Origin of the sequence: Microbaculum marinisediminis (assembly GCF_025397915.1) — a bacterium.
Lineage (GTDB): Bacteria > Pseudomonadota > Alphaproteobacteria > Rhizobiales > Tepidamorphaceae > Microbaculum > Microbaculum marinisediminis.
Genome location: NZ_JALIDZ010000004.1, coordinates 1 through 22,113, shown reverse-complemented (window position 1 = coordinate 22,113; position 22,113 = coordinate 1). Strand labels below are relative to the sequence as shown.

The 22,113-nt window shown below is 70.4% G+C and carries 16 protein-coding genes; 11 read left to right on the top strand and 5 right to left on the bottom strand.

Annotated elements, in window-relative coordinates; all coding sequences use genetic code 11:
- Positions 1–27: 27 nt before the first annotated feature.
- Positions 28–1,641 carry a phosphoenolpyruvate carboxykinase gene (locus MUB46_RS09020; RefSeq protein WP_261615571.1) on the bottom strand — a complete coding sequence of 538 codons (1,614 nt, stop codon included), beginning with the start codon at positions 1,639–1,641 and terminating at the stop codon, positions 28–30.
- 194 nt (positions 1,642–1,835) lie between these two features.
- Positions 1,836–2,570 (bottom strand): HugZ family pyridoxamine 5'-phosphate oxidase, encoded by a 735-nt coding sequence (locus MUB46_RS09015; protein ID WP_261615570.1) that lies wholly within the window; start codon positions 2,568–2,570, stop codon positions 1,836–1,838.
- Between the two features lie 170 nt (positions 2,571–2,740).
- On the opposite strand from MUB46_RS09015, the gene MUB46_RS09010 reads away from it, so the two are divergent.
- From MUB46_RS09010 to trxA, 11 genes are all read left to right on the top strand, one after another.
- Positions 2,741–3,439, top strand: a complete 699-nt coding sequence (locus tag MUB46_RS09010; protein ID WP_261615569.1) for a response regulator transcription factor — start codon at positions 2,741–2,743, stop codon at positions 3,437–3,439.
- A gap of 10 nt (positions 3,440–3,449) precedes the next feature.
- Positions 3,450–5,261, top strand: coding sequence for a sensor histidine kinase (locus MUB46_RS09005; protein WP_261615568.1), 1,812 nt, complete (start codon positions 3,450–3,452; stop codon positions 5,259–5,261).
- On the top strand, positions 5,258–5,860 hold the full coding sequence (locus MUB46_RS09000) for an HPr kinase/phosphorylase (RefSeq protein ID WP_261615567.1): 603 nt from the start codon (positions 5,258–5,260) through the stop codon (positions 5,858–5,860). The genes MUB46_RS09005 and MUB46_RS09000 overlap by 4 nt, the downstream gene beginning before the upstream one ends.
- Before the next feature lie 228 nt (positions 5,861–6,088).
- Positions 6,089–6,496 (top strand): PTS sugar transporter subunit IIA, encoded by a 408-nt coding sequence (locus MUB46_RS08995; RefSeq protein WP_261615566.1) that lies wholly within the window; start codon positions 6,089–6,091, stop codon positions 6,494–6,496.
- A 12-nt stretch (positions 6,497–6,508) separates the two neighbouring features.
- On the top strand, positions 6,509–6,820 hold the full coding sequence (locus MUB46_RS08990) for an HPr family phosphocarrier protein (RefSeq protein WP_261615565.1): 312 nt from the start codon (positions 6,509–6,511) through the stop codon (positions 6,818–6,820).
- A gap of 288 nt (positions 6,821–7,108) precedes the next feature.
- Positions 7,109–9,790 carry a sensor histidine kinase gene (locus MUB46_RS08985; protein ID WP_261615564.1) on the top strand — a complete coding sequence of 894 codons (2,682 nt, stop codon included), beginning with the start codon at positions 7,109–7,111 and terminating at the stop codon, positions 9,788–9,790.
- 59 nt (positions 9,791–9,849) lie between these two features.
- Positions 9,850–11,364 carry a tRNA (adenosine(37)-N6)-threonylcarbamoyltransferase complex ATPase subunit type 1 TsaE gene (gene tsaE / locus MUB46_RS08980; protein WP_261615563.1) on the top strand — a complete coding sequence of 505 codons (1,515 nt, stop codon included), beginning with the start codon at positions 9,850–9,852 and terminating at the stop codon, positions 11,362–11,364.
- Between the two features lie 71 nt (positions 11,365–11,435).
- Positions 11,436–12,134 (top strand): nucleotidyltransferase family protein, encoded by a 699-nt coding sequence (locus MUB46_RS08975; RefSeq protein ID WP_315902721.1) that lies wholly within the window; start codon positions 11,436–11,438, stop codon positions 12,132–12,134.
- Between the two features lie 37 nt (positions 12,135–12,171).
- On the top strand, positions 12,172–15,318 hold the full coding sequence (addB, locus tag MUB46_RS08970) for a double-strand break repair protein AddB (RefSeq protein WP_261615561.1): 3,147 nt from the start codon (positions 12,172–12,174) through the stop codon (positions 15,316–15,318).
- Positions 15,319–15,322: 4 nt separating this feature from the next.
- On the top strand, positions 15,323–18,745 hold the full coding sequence (gene addA, locus MUB46_RS08965; RefSeq protein WP_261615560.1) for a double-strand break repair helicase AddA: 3,423 nt from the start codon (positions 15,323–15,325) through the stop codon (positions 18,743–18,745).
- A gap of 99 nt (positions 18,746–18,844) precedes the next feature.
- A complete protein-coding gene (trxA, locus tag MUB46_RS08960; protein WP_261615559.1) occupies positions 18,845–19,165 on the top strand; it encodes a thioredoxin in 321 nt (106 codons plus the stop codon).
- 333 nt (positions 19,166–19,498) lie between these two features.
- Here trxA and MUB46_RS08955 read toward each other — a convergent pair whose 3' ends face one another.
- The 3 genes from MUB46_RS08955 to MUB46_RS08945 all read right to left on the bottom strand — a co-directional run bounded on the left by MUB46_RS08955 (position 19,499) and on the right by MUB46_RS08945 (position 22,059).
- On the bottom strand, positions 19,499–19,981 hold the full coding sequence (locus MUB46_RS08955) for a YaiI/YqxD family protein (protein WP_261615558.1): 483 nt from the start codon (positions 19,979–19,981) through the stop codon (positions 19,499–19,501).
- A 114-nt stretch (positions 19,982–20,095) separates the two neighbouring features.
- Positions 20,096–20,656, bottom strand: coding sequence for an ActR/PrrA/RegA family redox response regulator transcription factor (locus MUB46_RS08950; protein ID WP_261615557.1), 561 nt, complete (start codon positions 20,654–20,656; stop codon positions 20,096–20,098).
- Positions 20,653–22,059, bottom strand: a complete 1,407-nt coding sequence (locus MUB46_RS08945; protein WP_261616041.1) for an ActS/PrrB/RegB family redox-sensitive histidine kinase — start codon at positions 22,057–22,059, stop codon at positions 20,653–20,655. The genes MUB46_RS08950 and MUB46_RS08945 overlap by 4 nt, the downstream gene beginning before the upstream one ends.
- Positions 22,060–22,113: the final 54 nt, after the last annotated feature.

Sequence of the window (22,113 nt, the reverse complement as noted above, 5' to 3'; positions counted from 1 at the left end):
GACGACCGGCGGCGGGTGGCGAGATCGCTACTCGGCGGCGTCGCGCAGCTCCGGCGCGGCGGCCCGGACCTCCGGATCGACATGGGTCTCGAACTTGGCGAAGTTCGACTGGAACATGCCGACGAGGCGTTCGGCCTGCAGGTCGTAGGCGGCAGGATCGGTCCAGGTCGAGCGCGGGTCGAGGATGCGGGAGTCGACGCCGGGCACCGCGGTCGGAACCTCGAAGCCGAACACCGGATCGACGCGCATCGGCGCGGCATTGAGCGAGCCGTCGAGCGCGGCCGCGAGCAGGGAGCGGGTCGCCGCGATCGGCATGCGCCGGCCCTCGCCGTACTTGCCGCCGGTCCAGCCGGTGTTGACCAGCCAGCACGACACGCCGTGCCGGGCGATCAGGTCGCGCAGCAGGTTGCCGTAGACGCTCGGATGGCGCGGCATGAACGGAGCGCCGAAGCAGGTCGAGAACGTCGCTTCCGGCTCGGTCACGCCCTTCTCGGTGCCGGCGACCTTGGCCGTGTAGCCGGACAGGAAGTGGTACATCGCCTGGCTGGCGGTGAGCCGCGCGATCGGCGGCATCACGCCGAAGGCGTCGCAGGTCAGCATGACGATGTTGCCGGGATGGCCGGCCAGGCCCGTCGGGCTGGCGTTGTCGATATAGTGCAGCGGATAGGCGCAACGGGTGTTCTCGGTAAGCGACCCGTCGTCGAAGTCCGGCTCGCGGGTGGTCTCGTCGAGGACGACGTTCTCGAGCACGGTCGCGAAGCGCTGCGTCGTCGAATAGATCTGCGGCTCGGCCTCCGCCGACAGCCGGATCGTCTTGGCGTAGCAGCCGCCCTCGAAATTGAAGATCCCGTCGGCGCCCCAGCCGTGCTCGTCGTCGCCGATCAGCGTACGCGACGGATCGGCCGACAGCGTCGTCTTGCCGGTGCCCGACAGGCCGAAGAACACGGCGGTGTCGCCGGCCTTGCCGGCATTGGCCGAGCAATGCATCGGCATGACGCCCTTGGCCGGCAGCAGGTAGTTCAGCACCGTGAACACCGACTTCTTCATCTCGCCGGCATAGCTGGTGCCGCCGATCAGCACTTCGCCGCGGCTCAGGTCGCAGGCGATCACCGTCTCGGTGCGGCAGCCGTGGCGCTCGGGATCGGCGCGGAAGCTCGGCAGGTCGACGATGGTGAGTTCGGGAAGGAACTGGCCGAGATCGTGGCGGTCGGGGCGGATCAGCAGGTGGCGGATGAACAGGGCGTGCCAGGCGTATTCGACGAAGAGCCGGACGTGCAGGCGATTGTTGGCGTCGGCGCCGCCGAACAGGTCCTGCGCGTAGAGCCGTTTGCCCTTGGCGTGGGCCAGCATGTCCGCGCGCAGCCGCTCGTAGTGCTCCGGCGACATCGCCTTGTTGTTGTCCCACCAGATTACCGGATCGGTGGCCTCGTCGCGAACGACGAACTTGTCCTGGGCCGAGCGGCCGGTGTGCTGGCCGGTTATGGCCGTGAAGGCGCCGGACGCCGTGACTTCGCCTTCACCCGCCGCGACGGCGGCCTCGAAGAGCAGCGGCTCGGTGAGGTTCCACCGGACCTCCTCCAGGCCCGAAAAGCCGAATTCCTCCGCCCCGTGGGCCGGATTACGCACACCGATCTCTTTCACCTGCGTCTCCCGCATGTCGCTTCGGCCCGGCGCCCGCGCCCGGCCAAACTCGTCGCCGGATGCGAACGTTCAAGCGCACCCGGCGGTTTCACGCCTTAGCGAGCCGCCCTTGTTCCGCCCGGCTCGTGGGCGGCGAAACTAGACCGTGGAAAAGCGGGGAGCAAGCAGTAGCTGTATCCGCTTTTGTACTTAGTTTATGCGGCATCCGACCGCGCCTTTCGGGCAAGCGTCGCAAGGGTGGAGCGGAGGTCTCCCCCATTGGTGACCGGAGCGGGGAAATCGAGCCGGGCCGGCGTGGTTCCGCACAGCATGTCGAGGCCCAGCGGGTCGAGGCCGACCGCCCGCCAGGGCCCGTCGCCCAGACCGAGAAGCTGCGTGGCATAGAGGCGCAGCGCGTCGGCATGGTCCTCGTTCATGTGCGAAACCGCGCCCGATTCCGTCTCGGCGAGCCCCTTTTCGACATCGACCAGCAGATCCGCGGCCGGAATGTCGACGATCCGCCCGAATCCGGCGACCAGATGCCCGCTGTCCACCGTGAACCGATAGAAGGCGAAATCGGCGAAGCCGGCATAGCCCGCGGCTTCCGGATGGCGGGCCAGGAACCGGCGCTCGAGGTGGTCGTCGTCGTCGCGGGCGACCGTGCCCGTCAGCGAAACCCGCGCGCCGGCCAGCGGATCGCCGGTTTCCCCGCCCGGACCGACCAGAAGCAGCGACGCGCGCGGATCGCGGTCGAGATTCTGCGTGTGCACGGCCAGTTTCGACAAAAGCAGGATCGGTTCCCCGGCGATCGTGGTCGCCGTGGTGACCAGCGAGGCATAGGGCCGGCCCTGCGCGTCCAGGGTCGCGAGGCTCCCGATCAGCGCCAGCCGCATCACCTCGCGGGCGCTCGAAACCGCGTCGAAGGGGCGCTCTGTTTTGGTATCGTTCATCGGCTCAGCCTCCGATCAAGCCATGACAGTGGGACGTATTCGCACTAAACTGCGTCTAATCTCATGGGCGACTATAGAAATCCGGGCGCGGCGCCGCCACATTTTCGCCCTGTGGACGCGATGAGTGGCGTCCGGAACTTCGTGCAAACAGCCGCGAGTCGCAAGAAATCATGCCGACAATCGCCCTCGTCGACGACGATCGCAACATCCTGACCTCGGTGTCCATGACGCTGGAATCCGAGGGCTACAGGATTCTGACGTACACCGACGGTGCCTCGGCGCTCGAAGGCCTCAGCGCCACGCCGCCCGATCTCGCCATCCTCGACATCAAGATGCCGCGCATGGACGGCATGGAGCTTCTGCGCCGGCTGCGCCAGAAATCCGAGATGCCCGTCATCTTCCTCACCTCCAAGGACGAGGAGATCGACGAACTGTTCGGGCTCAAGATGGGCGCCGACGATTTCATCCGCAAACCGTTCTCCCAGCGCCTGCTTGTCGAGCGCGTCAAGGCGGTGCTGCGCCGCGCCGGCGCCCGCGAGGCCACTGCCCCGCGCGAGGAGGGCTCCAAGGCGATCGAGCGCGGCCAGCTGATGATGGATCCCGAGCGCCACACCTGCACCTGGGACGCCAGGCCGGTGACGCTGACCGTCACCGAGTTCCTGATCCTGCAGGCGCTCGCCCAGCGCCCCGGCGTGGTCAAGAGCCGCAATGCGCTGATGGACGCGGCCTATGACGACCAGGTCTATGTCGACGATCGCACGATCGACAGCCACATCAAGCGGCTCCGCAAGAAGTTCAAGGCGGTCGATACGAGCTTCGACATGATCGAAACGCTCTACGGTGTCGGCTACCGCTTCAAGGAGAACTGAGCGAGACCGTATGGCTGTGGAGGCGGAACGGGGCTGGCGGGCCGGACAGGAAGACGAGGTCCGTACGGAGCAGGCGGACGCGGGCGAGGCCGCCGGCCGGCGGCGCTATGTCCGCCGCTTCTTCGGCGACTACGTCTTCTCCAGCCTGACGAAGCGCATCGCCATCCTGAACCTCGCCGGTCTGGTGGCGATGGTCTCGGCCATCCTCTATCTCAACCAGTTCCGCGAGGGCCTGATCGACGCCCGCGTGGAGAGCCTGCTCACTCAGGGCGAGATCATCGCCGGCGCCATCGCCGCCTCCGGCGCCTACGATCCCGACGCGCTCAGGGTCGACCCCGAGATCTTTTTCGAGCTCGGCGCGGGGCAGAGCGTCTCGCCGACCGAGGAACAGCTCGGCGTCGTCGACTTCCTGATCAATCCCGAGCAGGTCGCGCCGATCCTGCGGCGCCTGATCTCGCCGACGCGCACGCGGGCGCGCATCTATGACCGCGACGGCTTCCTGATCCTCGATTCCCGCCACATCTTCTCGCGCGGCCAGATCCTGCGCTACGAGCTGCCCGCCCCCGGCGGCAACGAGCGGAACGTGTTCGAGCGCGCCTGGGAGGCGCTGCGCCTGTGGCTGCGCCGCGGCGAATTGCCGCTCTACGAGGAGATCGGCGCGGACGGCGGCCGCAGCTACGCCGAGGTCGACGCCGCGCTGAACGGCTCCTCGGCGAGCGTCGTGCGCGTCAACGACAAGGGCGAGATGATCGTCTCGGTGGCGGTGCCGATCCAGCGCTTCCGCGCCGTGCACGGCGCCTTGCTGCTGTCGACCCAGGGCGGCGACATCGACTCGATCGTCGCCGCCGAGCGCATGGCGATCCTGCGCATCTTCCTGGTCGCCGCCGTCGTCACGCTGGGCCTGTCGATCCTGCTCGCCTCGACGATCGCCGGTCCCGTGCACCGTCTCGCCGCCGCCGCCGAGCGCGTGCGCTACGGCACCAGGGCGCGGGCCGAGATCCCCGATTTCACCGACCGCAACGACGAAATCGGCCACCTGTCGCGGGCGCTGCGGTCGATGACGCGCGCGCTCTACCAGCGCATCGAGGCGATCGAGAGCTTCGCCGCCGATGTCGCCCACGAGCTGAAGAACCCGCTCACCTCGCTGAGGAGCGCGGTGGAGACCCTGCCGCTGGCGCGCACCGAGGAGGACCGCGAACGCCTGCTCGCCATCGTCCAGCAGGACGTCAAGCGCCTCAACCGGCTGATCACCGACATCTCCGACGCGTCCCGCCTCGACGCCGAGCTCGCCCGCACGGAGGCCGAGCCGGTCGATATCGTCGAGTTGCTGGAGACGGTCGTGACCCTGGCCAACGAGATGCGCCGCGAAGGCCAGGCCGAGGTCAAGCTGACCATCGCCAAGCCCGCGAGCCCCTCCGACTACTTCGTCATCGGCCACGACACCCGCCTCGGCCAGGTCGTCAACAACCTCGTCGACAATGCCAAGTCGTTCTCGCCCGCCGACGGCACCGTGCACGTGTCGACGCGGCGGGTGCGCGACGAGGTCGAGATCGTCGTCGACGACGACGGCCCGGGCATCCCGGCGGAGACCGCACACCGCATCTTCGAGCGCTTCTACACCGACCGCGGCGAGCGCGAGGCCTTCGGCAACCATTCCGGCCTCGGCCTGTCGATCTCGCGCCAGATCGTCGAGGCGCTCGGCGGCCGGATCACCGCCGAGAACCGGATCTCGAGCGGCGAAAAGGACGGCAAGCCTGCCGGATCCGTGCTCGGCGCCCGCTTCGTCGTCCGCCTCCCGGCCGCCGGCCGGAAGGCATCATGACCCGCTCCACGGACGACCGCCCCCCCGACCGGCGGCCCCTGCCGCTCGTCCAGGCGACCTGCGTGCTGATCGGCGCCGGCGCGGTGCTGATCCGCGGCGCGCCCGGCAGCGGCAAGTCCGCCCTCGCCGCCGCCCTTCTCGCCCGCGACGGGACGCGCCTGCCCGTTCGCCTCGTCGCCGACGATGCCGTGTCCGTGGTTGCCCGCGGCGACCGCCTCGTGGCGATCGCGCCGGAGCCGATCCGCGGCCTGATGGAAATGCGCGGCGTCGGGATCCTCCCCGGTCCGCACGAGCCGCGCGCGGTCGTGCGCCTCGTCGTCGACATGGTCGCGCCCGATCGCGTCGAACGGTTGCCCGGTCCCGCCGAGGCGACGGTCGCGATCGCCGGAGTCGCGCTGCCGCGCATCGCCGTGCCGGCGGGCGATGCGGCCGCGACCGGCAGGGTGCTGGCCGTGCTGGAACGGATCGCCGCCGGCACCTGGAACGGGATTCGGACGGGAAATCGGAGCGCGAATTCGACGGACCGCCGGGGGGGCGGTCCGTCTAACGATTTGGGCGACGATCCGGAGACGGGACCAACCCCGCGCATTCGGGCTTGAAACCCGGCTGCGGACCGGTTCAAGATGCGCCGGCGCAGCGGCCGGTCGGCCCTTGTGACGCGCGGGCCCGGTGGAACGCGTGGAATGGAACGCGAATTACGGAACGCGAAGAACGTGTGACAGGATAAACCGCCTCCGGCTAGGCCGCCTCGCAAGAGTGGCGCGTCCGGGGACTGGCAAGAACGATCACACGGGAAAACACGCACTCAGGAACATGATCGGCAGAAGATGATCGGTCTCGTCGTCGTCACCCACGGCCGCCTCGCTGCGGAATTTAGAGCAGCCCTCGAGCACGTTGTCGGTCCCCAGGACCACTTTGAAACCATATCGATCGGTCCCGACGACGACATGGAACGCCGGCGCAACGATATTCTCGCCGCCGTGTCCCGGGTCGACGACGGCGCCGGCGTGATCATACTCACCGACATGTTCGGCGGAACGCCGTCCAATCTGGCCATCTCGGTGATGGAAAGTGCGCGGGTCGAGGTCGTCGCCGGCGTCAACCTGCCGATGCTGATCAAGCTCGCCAGCATTCGCGGAGACACCGCGCTCGCCGACGCTGGCGCCATGGCCCGCGACGCGGGCCGGAAATACATCAGCGTCGCCAGCGAGGTCCTTTCGGGCAACGGCAAGTAGGCGGCAGGTGGCATGACCGATCTCGACAACAGCGCCGCCGGCGCCGATAGCGACGACCGTCTGCGCCGGATCGTCAGGATCTGCAATCAGCGCGGCCTTCACGCCCGCGCGTCCGCCAAGTTCGTCAAGCTCGCAGGCGCCTTCGACGCCGAAGTCACGGTGTCCCGCGATGACCAGACGGTTGCCGGCACATCCATCATGGGTTTGCTGGTCCTGGGGGCGTCGCCGGGCTGCGAGATCGAGATCGCGGCGACCGGGCCGCAGGCCGAAAAGGCCCTCGACGAACTCGCCGCGCTCGTCGAAGCGGGTTTCCACGAGAGTTGATCCCGCCCCGCGATGGCGGGCCGGACGGTTAGCCGGCGCTCTTTGGCGGCCAAAAACGCGAACAATTCGCTTAAAATTGCACGGTTTCGCTTAATTGCGCCGTTAAGAGCTTAACCAGATTAATATCCCGCCGGCCGGTAGGCGGCGCCATACGACCCGCTTGCCACCATGACAGGCTTCGTCCGTCCCTTTAGATTAACGGCGGACTGATTCGTTCGCGGTGAGGGGGCTGACGTTCCGGCGGACGGCTGCACAACTCCGTTGGGCGCGGATTGAGGGACGGGCGGAATGAGACCAAAGCGGCGGCAGATGGGCGACGGTGGCGTCGCTCCGACGCTCGCCTTGTGTCTCGCCTGGCTGAGTCCAATGCCGGCCTTGGCACAGTCCGGCGCGTCGGCGCGGACCGAGATCGCCGAAGCGGTCACCTCCCTTCGCGGCCGCGTGGTCGATTCCGCCGCCAGCATTCCACAGGAGACGCTGGCCGCTCTCAGCCTGTTTCTCGGCATTCTGTTCTTTGCGGTTCTGGCGGCGGTCCTGTTCGTGCGCACGCGTGCGCGGCTTCAGGCGGTCGAGCGCGGTGCCCGCGAGCAGATCGGCGAGCTGAGCGCGCGGGTGGAACGGGCCGAGGGCCTCTTGGCCGTCGACCAGAACGTGCTCGTGGTCTGGCCACCGGCGGACGAGGCGCCGGAGATCAAGTGCGATCCCGGTCCGTCCCGGGTCCTGCCGGCCCGGCGCGGCGACGTCCTCGCCTTCGGAAAATGGCTCGACGCGGATTCCGCGTTCGAGCTCGAGCGCCTCGTGACCGGCCTGCGCGCGCGCGGCGAGAGCTTCAACGTCATGCTGCGCACCCGCGCGCGCGGCGATGCGGAGCCCGGCCACGTCGAGGCGGACGGCCGCTCCGTCGGCGGCCGCGCCGTGTTGCGCATGCGCGATCTCGCCGGCCAGCGCCGCGAGCTCGCCGGGATCCACGACCGGCTCAAGCGGCTCAGCCGCGACGTCGAGGGCCTGCATGCGCTGATGAACGTCGTTCCCATGCCGGCCTGGCTCAGGGATGCCGGCGGCAAGCTCGTCTGGGCCAACGACGCCTATGCCCGCGCCGTCGGCGCCGGCGACCTGAAGGCGGCGATCGAGGCGGATACGCCGCTTCTCGACGACGCGGCGCGCGCCCAGGTCGAGGAAACCCGCAAGGCTGGCGGCATCGCGCACCGGCAGGTGCCGGTGTCGGTCCGCGGCGGCGACCGGGTGCACGAAGTCTGGGACGTCCGGGCCGAGCGCTTCAATGCCGGCATCGCCGTCGACGTGAACGAGCTCGACCGGTTGCGCCATCAGCTCGGCACGCGCGATTCCATCCACGCGCGCACGCTCGACCAGGTCTCCACCGCCGTCGCCGTGTTCGGCGCCGACCGCCGCCTCGTCTTCAACAACCGCTCGTTCCGCCAGCTCTGGGCTCTCGACGAGCCGTTCCTCGACAGCCGTCCCGGCTTCGACGAGATCCTCGACCGGCTGCGCGCCGCCGGCCGCATCCAGGAGCCCGGCGAGTATCGCCGCTGGCGCGACGACCAGCTTGCCATCTTCGGCTCGGATCGCGGCGCCGACGGCGGCGAGCCGATGCGTCAGACGCTCTGGCATCTGCCCGACGGGCGCGCCTTCCGCGTCGTGCTGGCGCGCCAGGGCGACGGGGCCGTCTCGGCGCTGTTCGAGGACGTCACCGCGTCGATCGACCTGGAAAGCCGATTCGTGGCGCTCACCCAGGTTCAGCGCGAGACCATCGATAGCCTCGATGAAGGCATCGCCGTGTTCGGCACCGACGGGCGGCTGAAACTGCATAACCCGGCCTTCGCGACGATCTGGAGCCTCTCCGGCGACGACCTCGATGGCGAGCCACATGTTGAGGCGGTCATCGGCTGGTGTCGCGACCTCTACGATGACGACACCGTGTGGGCCTCCCTGCGGGCGGTCGTCACCGGCCTGCTCGATTCGCGCGAATCCGTGTCGGTGCGGATGGAGCGTCCCGACCGCTCGATCGTCGACCTGCGCGCCGTGCCGCTGCCCGACGGGGCGACGCTCGTCGTGTTCACCGATGTCAGCGATTCCGCCCGCATCGAGCGCGCCCTGCGCGACCGCAACGAGGCGCTGATGACGGCGGCGCGGATCAAGAACGAGTTCGTGCACAAGGTGTCCTACGAGCTCAGGGCGCCGCTCACCAACATCATCGGCTTCGCCCAGCTGATGAGCGACGGCGAGCCCGGGGCGCTGAGCGAGCGCCAGCGCGAATATTCCGGATACATCCTGTCGTCGTCGAGCGCGCTGCTGGCGATCATCAACGACATTCTCGACCTGGCCACGATCGACGCCGGCGTCATGGAGCTCGATATCGGCGACGTCGATATCCGCGCCGCCGTCGAGGCCGTCACCGACGGCCTGCAGGACCGGCTCAAGGAATCCGAGATCGCGCTGGATATCGACGTGCCCGAGGACATCGGCAGTTTCGAGGCCGACGAGAAGCGCATCCGCCAGATCCTGTTCAACCTTCTGTCCAACGCGGTCGGTTTCTCCGACCCCGGCCAGTCGGTGCGGATCACTTGCCGGCGCAATGGTGGCTATCACATCGTGTTCGCCGTGTCGGACACGGGGCCGGGCATACCCGACGAGGTCCGCCGCACCGTTTTCGAGCGCTTCGAGAGCCATTCGCTCGGCACCCGCCATCGCGGCGCCGGGCTCGGGCTGTCGATCGTCAAGAGCTTCGTCGAGCTGCACGGCGGCTCGGTCGACCTGGAGACCCGCCCGGGACAGGGGACCGTGGTCACCTGCACCTTCCCGGCGCGCCAGCCCGAACGCGCGATGTCGCATGACGACGAGGAGGCGTTCGAGGCTGAAGTCCACACCTTCGATCGGGCGCCGCAGACCGGTATGACGATTGCCGGCGCGGATGCGCGCACCGGGCGCAGCGAGCGCCAGGAACGGCGCTGAGCGGGCCCCGTTTCGTGTCGTCCACCGATCAGGATCATCCGCCCCGGACGGCGAACGCCGTGATCGCGCTTGCCGACGAGGCCGCCACGGCGCGCCTCGCCGAAGCCGTCGGCGCCTCCGCCAGGGCCGGCGACGTGATCCTGCTGGCCGGCGACCTCGGCGCCGGCAAGACCGCGTTCGCCCGCGCGCTGGTTCGCTCCGTGGCCGAAGATGCGGCGCTTGAGGTCCCGAGCCCGACCTTCACGCTCGTGCAGACCTACGACGCCGGACGGCTGCGCATCGCCCATGTCGATCTCTACCGCATCGCCGACCCCGCCGAGATCGACGAACTCGGCCTCGAGGAGTTCTCGCGCGACGGCCTGGTGCTGGTCGAGTGGCCGGAACGGGCCGGCGGCCTGTTCGATTTAGACCGCCTCGAGATCCATCTGTCCGTCGATCCCGATGCCCCCGAGGCCCGCACGGCGCGTCTGATCGGGACGGGAAGCTGGGCTGGCCGCCTCGACCGTCTCGTCCAGGTGCGCGACGCGCTTCGGCGTCTGGGCTTTGGCGACTGGCACAGGCGCTTCCTGCTGGGCGACGCCTCGACGCGGCGCTACGAATGCCTTTCCAGCGACGGCAAGGCGGCGATCCTGATGGATTCCCCGGCGATGCCCGATCCGGGCACCGGCACCGTCGTCTACAGCCGTGTCGCCCATCTGGCGGAGACGGTGACGCCCTTCGTGGCGATGGCGCGCGGCCTGAGGCACTACGGTTTCTCGGCCCCGGAGATCTATGCGGCGGATCTCGATGCCGGCGTCCTCGTCACCGAGGATCTCGGCCGCCAGGGCGTGCTCGATGCCGACGGCAAGCCGATCATGAGCCGCTACTGCGCGGCGATCGACGTCCTCGCGGCGCTGCACGGCATCGACCTGCCCGATGAGATCGAGGCCTCTCCCGGCGTCGTCCATCACCTGCCGCGATACGACCACGAGGCGTTCCTGATCGAGATCGCACTGCTGGTCGAATGGCTCGTGCCGCTCGTGACCGGCGCGCCGCTGCCGGGCGAGGCGGTCGACGCATTTCGCGCGCTCTGGGACGATCTGTTGTTCGAGATCGCCGATCCGGCCCGCGGCCACACCTGGGTCCTGCGCGACTATCATTCGCCGAACCTGCTGTGGCTGCCCCGGCGCGAAGGCATCGCGCGGGTCGGCATCATCGACATGCAGGACGCGGTGTTGGGGCCGGCGGCCTACGATGTCGCCTCGCTGGTGTTCGACGCCCGCGTCGATATCGACGATCGGATGTGGCGGGAGCTCTACGCCCGCTATGTCGCCGAGCGGCAGATCGCCGATCCGGATTTCGACGCGGAGGGCTTCGCCTGCGAATTCGCCATCCTCGCCGCCCAGCGCAGCACGAAGATCCTAGGCATCTTCGCGCGTCTGGCCCTGCGCGACGGCAAGCCGGGATACCTGCGCCACATTCCGCGCGTTTCCGGTTATCTCGACCATGCGCTCTCCCACCCGGTTCTCGCCGGGCTCAAGCTCTGGTACGACACCCATCTTCCGGCTGAACGGCGCAAACGGGTGGCGGTCTGAACGACATGGCGATGAATGGTAGCGGGACACACCGTCCCGGGACGGTGCCTGATAGGGGCCCCGATACGGCGATGGTGCTTGCCGCGGGGCTGGGGACGCGCATGCGTCCGCTCACCGAGACGAAGCCGAAGCCGCTGGTCGAGGTCGCCGGCCGTCCGCTGATCGATCACGTGCTCGACCGCCTCGCCGAGGCCGGCGTCGACCGCGCCGTCGTCAACGTCCACTACCTCGCCGGCCAGATCGAGGCGCATCTGAAGGATCGCCGGCATCCGCGCGTCGAGTTTTCCGACGAGCGCGCGCTGCTGCTGGAGACCGGCGGCGGCATCGTCCATGCGATGCCGAAGCTCGGTGACAAGCCGTTCTTCCTGCTCAACACGGATTCGCTGTGGATCGACGGCACCCGGCCGCTGCTCGCGCGGCTGGCCGAAGCCTGGGACGAAAGCCGCATGGATGCGCTGCTGGTCGTCGCCTCGGTGGTCGCCACCTCCGGCTATTTCGGCAACGGCGACTTCCTGCTCGACGCCGAAGGCCGCCTCAGCCGCCGCCCCGAGCGCATCACCGCGCCCTTCGTCTACACCGGCTGCGGGATCCTGTCGCCGAAGCTGTTCGACGGCGCGCCCGAGGGGCCGTTCTCGCTCAACATGCTGTTCGACCGGGCGATCGAGGCCGAAAGGCTGTACGGTCTGAGGCTCGACGGCCTATGGATGCATGTCGGCACGCCGCAGGCGATCGGCGAGGCGGAGCGGATGATTCTCGAAAGCGCCATGTGAGGCCCGGGATGGCGGACATCCCAGACAGGGCGAACCGATGACGGCGCCGGGGCCGGGAGGTCCGCGGCTTTGGACGGTGCCGCCATCCGCGCCGTTCCTGTCCCGCCTCGCCGAGGCTCTGGAGATGGGCACCCTGGTCCCCCCGCGTCCCGACGGGTCGCCCTGGCCTCTTTCCGACTATCTCGTCCTGCTGCCGACCCGGCGTGCCTGCCGCGTGCTCGCCGAGATCCTGGCCGAGCGTGCCGATGGCGGTGCGCTGCTGCTGCCGCGTATCCGGCCGATCGGCGATATCGACGAGGTCGAGCTGGCGCTTGCCGGCGTCGGCGTGCTCGGCGACGCGGCCGCCGCCCTGACGATCCCGCCGGCAATCGGTCCCCTGCGCCGCCACGTGCTGCTCACCGAACTGGTGCTGGGGTGGGGCCGCACCGTCGCCCAGACGCTGATGGTGCCCGGCCGCGACGAGCCGGTGGCGATCCCGGTCGTGCCGGGCGACGCCGCCTTCCTCGCCCGCGATCTCGCCACCCTGATCGACGACTTCGAAACCGAAGGCCGGAGCTTTGCCGGCCTGGGTGGGCTGGTGCCGGAGGACCACGCCGAATACTGGCGGCTCACCGTCGAGTTCCTGCGGATCGCGACCGAGCTGTGGCCGGCGATCCTGGCGAGCGAGAACCGTGTCGATCCCGCCGCCCGCCGCAACGCGCTGCTGGAGGCGGAGAGCCGGCGGCTCGACGCGGCCCCGCCGCGCAGCCCGATCATCGCCGCAGGCTCCACCGGCACGATCCCCGCGACCGCCGGGCTGCTCGCCGCGATCGCCAGGTCGCCCCACGGCGCCGTCGTCCTGCCCGGCCTCGATCTCGACATCGACGCGGAAAGCTGGGAGGCGATCGACGCCGACCAGACGCCGCAGCCGGGGCACCCGCAATACGGGCTGAAGCGCCTGCTCGGGCGCATGGGCGCGGTGCGCGGCGGCGTCGACCGGCTGGTCGAACCGGCGCGGCCGGCACGCGAGCGGATCGTCGCCGAGACCTTCCGACCGGTCGCCACCACCGACCGCTGGGCGGGCCTGGCCGAGCGCATTGACGCCGCGGATTTCGACGACGCGGTCGCCGGCGTCACCGTACTCGAAGCCGCGAACGAGCAGGAGGCGGCGCTGTCGATCGCGCTGATGATGCGCGAGGCGGTGGAAACGCCGGGCCGCACCGCCGCGCTGGTGACCCCGGACCGCACCCTGGCCCGGCGCGTCTCCGGCGAGCTCGCGCGCTGGACCATCCCCGTCGAGGATTCCGCCGGTGTGCCGCTGTCCGAGACGCCGGCCGGCACCGTGTACCGCCTGATCGCCGATAGCGCCGCGCTGCGGCTGGCGCCGGTCTCCCTCGTCGCGCTGATCCAGCATCCGCTCGCCCGCTTCGGGCTGGAGGCGGACGCGGCGCGCCGCGCCGCCCGCGTGCTCGAGCTCGCGGTCCTGCGCGGCCCGCGGCCGGCGTCCGGCGGGCAGGGCCTCGTCCGCGCCGTCCGTCATGCCCATACGCACCGCGCCGAGGGGTACCGGCATCCATCCGTCCGGCGCCTGGACGAGGGCGACTGGCAGGGCGCCATCGATCTCGCCGACCGCATCGCCGCCGTGCTCGCGCCCCTGGAAGACATCGCGCGGCGGGGCGAATGCCCCCTCGCCGATCTCGCCGCCGCCCATCGCACAGCCCTCGCCGGGGTTGTCGCGACCCCGGACGGCGCGACCCCAGGCGGGGCTACCCCGGACGGCGCCACGCTCTCCGGCGCCACGCTCGTCGGCGAGGACGGGGAGGCCCTTGGCCGCTTCCTCGCCGATCTCGACGACGCCGCGCCCGGCGGCCTGTCGGCGCGGCTCGACCAGTATCCCGCGCTGCTGCGCGCGCTGATGTCCGGTATTCCCGTGCGCCGGCGCGCGCCCGGTCATCCGCGCCTGTCGATCCTCGGCCCGCTCGAGGCGCGCATGATCTCCGCCGACCTCGTCATCCTCGGCGGGCTCGAGGAGGGCGTCTGGCCGGCCGACACCCGCGCCGATCCCTTCCTCAACCGGCCGATGCGCCGCGACGTCGGCCTGGAGGCGCCCGAACGCTTCATCGGGCTTGCCGCCCATGACGTCGCCCAGGCGATGTGCGCGCCCGAGATCGTGCTCGCCCGCTCCACCAAGCTCGGTGGCGCCCCGGCGGTGGCCTCGCGTTGGCTGCAGCGCTTCAGGGCCGTCATCGGCGACGCGCGCTACACGGCGCTGGTCGCGCGCGGCGAGCGCTATCTCGGTATCGCCCGCGCGGTCGATCTCGCCGGGGCGCTCGCGCCGCTCGGCGAGCCGACGCCGCGCCCGCCGGTCGAGGCGCGTCCGGGCCGCCTGAGCGTGACCGAGATCGAGACGCTGATCCGCGATCCCTACGCCGTCTATGCCCGCCGCGTCTTGCGGCTGGAGCCGCTCGGCGAACTGGACGAGGCTCCCGACGCACGCGAGCGTGGAAATATCATCCACGATGCGCTCGCCGGTTATGTGCAGGCGAGCGATGCCGGCGAGCCCGCCGATCTGGTCGCCATCGGCGCGACGCTGTTCGAGACGCTCGACGATTTCCCCGAGGTGCGCGCCTTCTGGTGGCCGCGCTTCCTGCGCGTCGCCGAATGGTTCGTCGCCCGCGACGCGGAGGACCGCGCCGGCCTGAAGCAGCGCCTCGTCGAGCAGAAGGGCGAGCTGAAGCTGCAGATCGCCGGCCGCGAGGTCACGTTGTCCGGCCGCGCCGACCGTTTCGACGTGACCGACCGGGGCCTGCGCATCGTCGACTACAAGACCGGCACCGCGCCGAGCGACAAGCAGGTGCTCTCCGGCCTGAGCCCGCAGCTTCCGCTCGAGGCGGCGATGGCGATGAACGGCGGCTTCGGGCCCGACCTCGCCCGGCTGTCGCCGGTGGAGCTGGCCTATGTCGAACTGAAGGGAAGCCGCGTGCCTGGCGCGGTGAAGACGGTGGTGCCGAAGGACACGACGGTCGCCGATTTCGCCGCCGGGACACTGGCCAGCCTGACCGGTCTGCTGGCCCGCTTCGCCGATCCGGACCAGGCCTATTTCGTCAAGCCGCGCGCCCAGTTCGCCGGCCGGTTCACCGACTACGACCACCTTTCGCGCTGGCCCGAATGGGGCCGGCTCGGCGGCGATGGCGGCGGAGACTGATGCGATGAGCACGCTCGCCCGTCCCGTCCCCGAGCCGGTGAAGCAAAGACAGCGCGAGGCGTCGGATCCGCGCGGCTCTGCCTGGGTCAGCGCCAATGCCGGTGCCGGCAAGACCTATGTGCTGGCCCAGCGCGTGCTGCGCCTGCTCCTGTCCGGCGCCGATCCGGCGCGGCTGCTCTGCATCACCTACACCAAGGCCGCCGCCGCCGAGATGTCGAACCGCGTGTTCGAGTGGCTGAGCGAATGGACGACCCTGTCCGACGACGCGCTTCGTCAGAAGATCGCCGAGATCGAGGGCCGCCCGCCGAAGCCGGAGGCGCTGGCGCGCGCCCGCCGCCTGTTCGCCGCCGCCGTCGAGACCCCCGGCGGCCTCAAGATCCAGACCATCCACGCCTTCTGCGAACGGCTGTTGCAGCAGTTCCCCTTCGAGGCGAGCGTGACGGCGGGCTTCACCGTTCTGGAGGAGCGCGGCAGCGCCGAACTCCTGGCCGAGGCGCGGGCCGAGGTGCTGGTGGAGACCGGCGAGGATGGTCCGCTGACCGAGGCGATCGCCGACCTGCTGCGGCGCCTGAGCGACACCGGCTTCGACGACCTTCTGCGCGCCGTGCTCGGCCGCCGCGGCGCCTTCCTCGAGTGGCTGCGCGAGGGTGGCGATCTCGCCGCCGCGCTCGACGGGCTGCGCGACCGTCTCGGCCTCGCGCCCGGCGACGGCGAGGCCGCGGTGATGGCCGAGATCCTGACGGGGCCGCACCTGCCGCGCTCCGAGTGGATGTCGGTCGCTGCCGCGCTGGCGACCGGCAGCAAGGCGGTCGCCGAGCTGGGCGGCTTTCTGGCCGCGGCCGCCGGGGCCGACACGGACGCCGGTGCGCTCGATGCCTATCTTTCCGTCTTCATCGCGCCGTCCTCCGGCGAGGAGCGCAAGCGGTTCCTGACCAAGCCCTTTATCGCGGAATTCCCCGATCTTGCCGACAGGCTGGAGCGCGAGAAGGCCCGTGTCGCCGGCCTGATGGACCGTCTTGCCGCCGCGCGGCTTCTGGCCGCCAACGCGTCGCTGTTCACCGTCGCCGACGCGGTGATCGCCCGCTATCAGTCGCTCAAGGCCGCGCGCGGGTTCGTCGATTTCGACGACCTCGTCGAGCGAACCGCCATGCTGCTCGGCCGAGCCGACGCGGGCTGGGTACTGTTCAAGCTCGACGGCGGCCTCGATCACGTGCTGGTCGACGAGGCGCAGGACACGAGCCCGCGCCAGTGGGAGATCGTCGAGAAGATGGCGGGCGAGTTCTTCGCCGGCGAAGGCGCGCGCGCGGCGAACCGGACGGTCTTCGCCGTCGGCGACATCAAGCAGTCGATCTATTCGTTCCAGGGCGCCGATCCGAGCCGGTTCGACGCCATGCGGCGGCTGTTCGAGGCGCGCGCGGGCGAGGCCGGAAAGGCCTTCGGCTACGTGCCGCTGCGGCTCTCCTTCCGCTCGACGCCGACCGTGCTCAGGGCGGTCGACGCGGTGTTCGAGGAGGGTCCGGCGACCGCCGGCGTGATCCTGCCGGAGGCGCCGGAACAGGTGATCCACGAGGCGATCCGCGAGAACGAACCCGGCCTCGTCGAGCTCTGGGACATCGAGGAGCCGGCGGAAAGCGAGGATATCGCGCCGTGGGACGCGCCGCTCGATGCCGACCGCGCCGGCAGCCCCGAGTCGCGGCTGGCCGAGCGCATCGCGCGCACGATCCGCACCTGGCTCGACCGCAAGGAACCGCTTGCGGCCACCGGTGCGCCGATCCGCCCCGGCGACGTCATGATCCTGGTCGCCCGCCGCGCGCCCTTCGCCGAGCCGATGATCCGCGCGCTGAAGAGCCAGAATATTCCCGTCGCCGGCGCCGACCGGCTGGTGCTGACCGACCATATCGCGGTGATGGACCTGATGGCCGTCGGCCGCTTCGCGCTGATGCCCGAGGACGACCTCAATCTCGCCGCCCTGCTCAAGTCGCCGCTGATCGGCCTCAGCGAGGACGCGCTGATGGCGCTGGCGATCGGCCGGCGCGGCGCGCTGTGGCGCGCACTCCAGACTGCGGCGGCGGACGACGACCGCCTCGCCGAGATCCGCGACCGGCTGGCCGACTGGCGCGCTCGCGCCGGCTTCGAGAAGCCTTACGAGTTCTATGCCCGCATCCTTGGGCGGGATCGCGGCCGCAAGGCCTTCCACCGCCGGCTCGGCGCCGAGGCCTTCGAGGCGCTGGACGAGTTCCTGAGCCTGGCGCTCGCCTACGAGCGTGCCGAGACGCCGAGCCTCGCCGGCTTCCTCGCCTGGCTCGCCGCGGCCCCGGCCGAGGTCAAGCGCGACATGGACAAGGGCCGCGACGAGGTGCGCGTCATGACCGTGCACGGCGCCAAGGGGCTGGAGGCGCCGGTGGTGTTCCTGCCCGATACCTGCCGCGCGACGACGGGGCGGGGCGTCGGCCCGCTGTTCCGGTTCGACGACGGCCTCGGCGCGCCGCTCGTCTGGGCGCAGAGCAAGCAGGCCGACTGTGCCGCGACCCGCGCCCTGCGCGCCACCGCCGAGCGCCAGCGCGTCGAGGAGGCCAACCGCCTGCTCTACGTGGCGATGACGCGCGCCCGCGACCGCCTCTATGTCGCCGGCTTCAAGACCAACGCCAACAGGCTGCCCGACGGCGCCTGGCACGGCCTGATGGCGAACGCGCTGGCGCCGATCCTCACGCCGGCCGAAACGCCCGACGGACCGGTGCGCCGCTATATCGGTCCCGGTGTCCCGGCGCAGCCTCGGCCGCCCGTCGAAGCGGTGCTCGCCGCCCCCGCACTGCCGGCTTGGGTCGGGGCCGACGCGCCGCGCGAGCGCCCCGCCGTTGCTCCGCTCGCCCCCTCGCGACTTGCCGAGCACGTCGCCTCCGGCGAGGGCGAGGCGCGGGGCCGCAAGGAGGCCATGCGGCGCGGCACGGTGCTGCACCGCCTTCTCGAGGCGCTTCCCGAGATCGGCCCGCAGGACCGGCGGGCGGCGGGAGAGCGGGCCCTTGCCGTGCTCGCCCCCGACTGGCCGGAGGAAACGCGCGCGGGCTATCTCGCCGAAGTGCTGGCGATCCTCGACGATCCGGCCTTCGCGGCTGTGTTCGCCCCGGGCGCGCAGGCCGAGGTGAACATCGCCGGCCGGCCGGCGCCGGGTGGCGCGCCGCTGATCGGCCAGATCGACCGGCTCGCCGTCACCGATCACGACATCCTGATCGTCGACTACAAGACCGACCGCACGGTCCCGGAAACGCCGGACGACGTGCCGGCGGCTTATCTCGCCCAACTTGCCGCCTATGGCGCGCTCGCCGCCCGCATCTGGCCGGACCGGCCCGTCCGCGCCGCGCTGTTGTGGACGGCGGCGCCGCGTCTGATGCCGCTCCCGCGCGATCTGCTCGAAAGGCATGGCGGCTAACCGTCGGCTTGACGCCCGTGGCCAGCCTTCCTACCTTCCGCTCAACCCATCCAGACAGGCCGTGAGAGCGGCCGATTCGCGACCGCGAGGTAATGACAAATGGCCGTTTCCCATACGACTGACGCTGATTTCCAGGCCGACGTGCTCGATTCCGCCGAGCCGGTTGTGGTCGACTTCTGGGCCGAGTGGTGCGGGCCCTGCAAGCAGATCGCGCCGATGCTCGACGAGATCGACGCGGAAATGGCTGGCAAGGCGAAGATCGTAAAGGTCAATGTCGACGAAAACCCCGGCATTTCGGCCAATTACGGCATCCGCGCGATTCCCACCCTGATGCTGTTCAAGGGCGGCCAGCCCGTCGGCACCCAGGTCGGCGTGCAGCCGAAGAGCCGGCTGGTGTCGTGGATCTCCGAATCGCTCTGATTCGGCTCCGAAACGGATTGTTCGAGACGGCGGTGCCCTTCGGCGCCGCCGTTTTCGTTTGCGTCGGGACTGGTCGGCCCTCCCCTTCTTCGCCTGAGCCTCTGTTCCGCCCGCGCTAAAATGATCTGCACTGGCGTCGCAATTGCCGCGCGCCGGGCCGTGCCCTCTCACGTCTCGCGTCATGCCCGGGTGTGACCCGGGCATCTCGTGCCGTACGCCGGGGATTGCCGGGACCGACCCGGCAATGACGTAGAGAGGGTAGGCGGAAGGCGTTGGTGGGGCAGGCTTTCTGCTTCGGCCGCAATGCCGCGCCCCGGGCGCCAGTACCGCGTGTCAGCCGGTCGCGAAGCCGTCCCGCTGCAGCCGGACCACCGCCTGGTTCAGCGCCGACAGGAAGGCGGAGCGGTCCCTTGCGGCGAAGGGCGGCGGGCCGCTGGTGGTCGCGCCGGCGGAGCGCAGATCGCTCATCAGGTTGCGCGTCGCCAGTGCCATGCCGATCGAATCCTCGGTAAAGGCCCGGCCCTTCGGCGACAGGACGGCGGCGCCGGCCTTCACGCAGCGGTCGGCCAGCGGCACGTCGGCGGTGACGACGATGTCGCCCCGCGATGCCCGTTCCGCGATCCAGTCGTCGGCCACGTCGGGACCGGCGGCGACGATGACGCGCTCGACCAGCGGATCGCGCGGCACCATCATGAAGGCGTTGGCGACGACATAGACCTTGAGCCCGTGCCGGCCGGCGACCTTGTAGACCTCGTCCTTCACCGGACAGGCGTCGGCGTCGACATAGATCGTTATGGCTTTGGTCGTGTCGGGCATCTGTGCTGGGTGTTTTCGACGGGTCCGAAAGTGCGACCGCACACGGTCATCGGCGACGAGCGGATCGGGCAAGCGCGCCGAGGCTGATGCCCGATGCCAGCACAATGCCCGGCGTCAGCGCGGGGCGCGCTTGGCCAGGATCCGTTGCAGCGTGCGGCGGTGCATGTTGAGCCGCCGGGCGGTCTCCGAGACGTTGCGGTCGCACAGCTCGTAGACGCGCTGGATGTGCTCCCAGCGCACCCGGTCGGCCGACATCGGGTTTTCCGGCGGCACCGCCTTGTCGTCGCTTTCGGCCATCAGCGCGGCGAACACCTCGTCGGCGTCGGCGGGCTTGGCCAGATAGTCGACGGCGCCGAGCTTCACCGCGGTGACGGCGGTGGCGATGTTGCCGTAGCCGGTGAGGATGATGGCGCGGGCCTCGGGGCGTTTCTCCTTGAGCCGGCGGATCACCTCGATGCCGTTGCCGTCCTCCAGCCGCATGTCGACCACGGCGAAGGCCGGCGGCGTCTTGTCGACCGCCACCAGGCCGGCGGCGACGGTGTCGGCCTCGGTCACCTCGAAGCCGCGTCGCTCCATCGCGCGGGCCAGCCGGGTGAGAAAGGGGCGGTCGTCGTCGAGGATCAGCAGCGTGCGGTCGGGTAGCGCGAGCACCGCGTCGTCGGCGGATTCGGTCATGTCCTGCTTGCCATCGTCTCTTTCGCCGCCGTGGCGGCCGGATTTCCTGTCACCTTATTATCGCCCGCAACGCCGAGGTCAAATCCCGCAGCGCCGGCGGACCCTACGGAACCGGCGGGGCCGGCGACCTCGAAGCGGCTGCGCGGCCAGGACGCGCTGACGAAGGCGCCGCGCCCCATCGGCGCGCGATTGGCGAACAGCAGCTGCGCGCCGGAGCGCTCGAGCAGCGTCTTGGCGATGAACAGGCCGAGGCCGAGCCCGGATTCCTCGACGCCGCCGCGACGCCGGCCACGGGTGGATATATAGGGCTCGCCGATCTTCGCCAAAACCTCTGGCGTGAAGCCCGGTCCGTCGTCGACGATCTCGATGGTCACCGTGTCGGCGGTCCAGCCGGCGCGGATATCGACGGTGGAGGCGGCGAAATCGACGGCGTTCTCGGCGAGATTGCCGAGGCCGTAGAGGATTCCGGGATCGCGGCGGCCGACCGGCTCCGGCGGCGCGCCGTCCAGATGGATGCGGATGTCGATGCCGAACTCGCGGTGCGGGGCGGCGATTTCCTCGATCAGGCTCGACAGCGGCAGCCGGTCGAGATGGCCGCCGGGCTCCTCGCCGAGCGAGCCGATGCGCTCGAGGATGCCGCGGCAGCGCTCGACCTGGCTGCGCAGCAGCCTGACGTCCTCGGCATGGGGCCCCTCGCGGGGCAGGTCGCGCTCCAGTTCGCGGGAGACCAGCGCGATGGTGGCCAGCGGCGTGCCGAGCTCGTGCGCGGCGGCGGCGGCGAGGCCGTCGAGGGCGGAGAGATGCTGCTCGCGGGCCAGCACCAGCGCGGCGGCGGCCAGCGCGTCCGACATCTGCCGGGCCTCGCGGGCGACGCGGAAGGCGTAGACGCCGGTGAAGCCGATGGCCAGCGCCAGCGCCACCCAGATTCCCGAGATGTAGAGCACCGGCAGGTCCGGCGCGTCGCCGCCGAGCCAGGGCAGCGGCAGGTGCACCGCGCCGATGATGCTGGCGGCGGTGAGCGCGATGCCGCCGAGCAGCACCGTGTTGGCCGGCGGCAGGGCGCTCGCGGAGACCACGACCGGCACCAGCAGCAGGATCGAGAACGGATTGGCCAGCCCGCCGGTGAGCGCCAGCAGGACGGCGAGCTGGACGATGTCGTAGCCCAGCAGCACGGTGGCCAGCCGCGCGGTCAGCTCGCGCGAGGCCGGGTAGCGGATGCGCAGGAAGATGTTCAGCCACGCCGAAAACGCGATCAGCGCGAAGCAGAAGCCGAGCGGCAGGTCGTAGCCGAACAGGATGTAGACCCCGAGCACGGCGACGGACTGGCCGGCGACCGCGATCCAGCGCAGCCTGGTCAGCGTATGCAGGCGCAGCCGTGTCGCCCCGAAGGTGATGTCGTCCAAGGGGTCGGTCCCTCGCTCGCAATCCTTGTCCGGCGATCCCGGCCCGGCCCCGCG

Coding starts and splice junctions, on each gene's coding strand:
- addA (WP_261615560.1), top strand. CDS start 15,323: ATGAGCACGCTCGCCCGTCCCGTCCCCGAGCCGGTGAAGCAAAGACAG.
- MUB46_RS09010 (WP_261615569.1), top strand. CDS start 2,741: ATGCCGACAATCGCCCTCGTCGACGACGATCGCAACATCCTGACCTCG.
- trxA (WP_261615559.1), top strand. CDS start 18,845: ATGGCCGTTTCCCATACGACTGACGCTGATTTCCAGGCCGACGTGCTC.
- MUB46_RS08950 (WP_261615557.1), bottom strand. CDS start 20,656: ATGACCGAATCCGCCGACGACGCGGTGCTCGCGCTACCCGACCGCACG.
- MUB46_RS08985 (WP_261615564.1), top strand. CDS start 7,109: ATGAGACCAAAGCGGCGGCAGATGGGCGACGGTGGCGTCGCTCCGACG.
- addB (WP_261615561.1), top strand. CDS start 12,172: ATGACGGCGCCGGGGCCGGGAGGTCCGCGGCTTTGGACGGTGCCGCCA.
- MUB46_RS09005 (WP_261615568.1), top strand. CDS start 3,450: ATGGCTGTGGAGGCGGAACGGGGCTGGCGGGCCGGACAGGAAGACGAG.
- MUB46_RS09015 (WP_261615570.1), bottom strand. CDS start 2,570: ATGAACGATACCAAAACAGAGCGCCCCTTCGACGCGGTTTCGAGCGCC.
- MUB46_RS09000 (WP_261615567.1), top strand. CDS start 5,258: ATGACCCGCTCCACGGACGACCGCCCCCCCGACCGGCGGCCCCTGCCG.
- MUB46_RS08975 (WP_315902721.1), top strand. CDS start 11,436: ATGGTGCTTGCCGCGGGGCTGGGGACGCGCATGCGTCCGCTCACCGAG.
- MUB46_RS08955 (WP_261615558.1), bottom strand. CDS start 19,981: ATGCCCGACACGACCAAAGCCATAACGATCTATGTCGACGCCGACGCC.
- MUB46_RS08990 (WP_261615565.1), top strand. CDS start 6,509: ATGACCGATCTCGACAACAGCGCCGCCGGCGCCGATAGCGACGACCGT.
- MUB46_RS08995 (WP_261615566.1), top strand. CDS start 6,089: ATGATCGGTCTCGTCGTCGTCACCCACGGCCGCCTCGCTGCGGAATTT.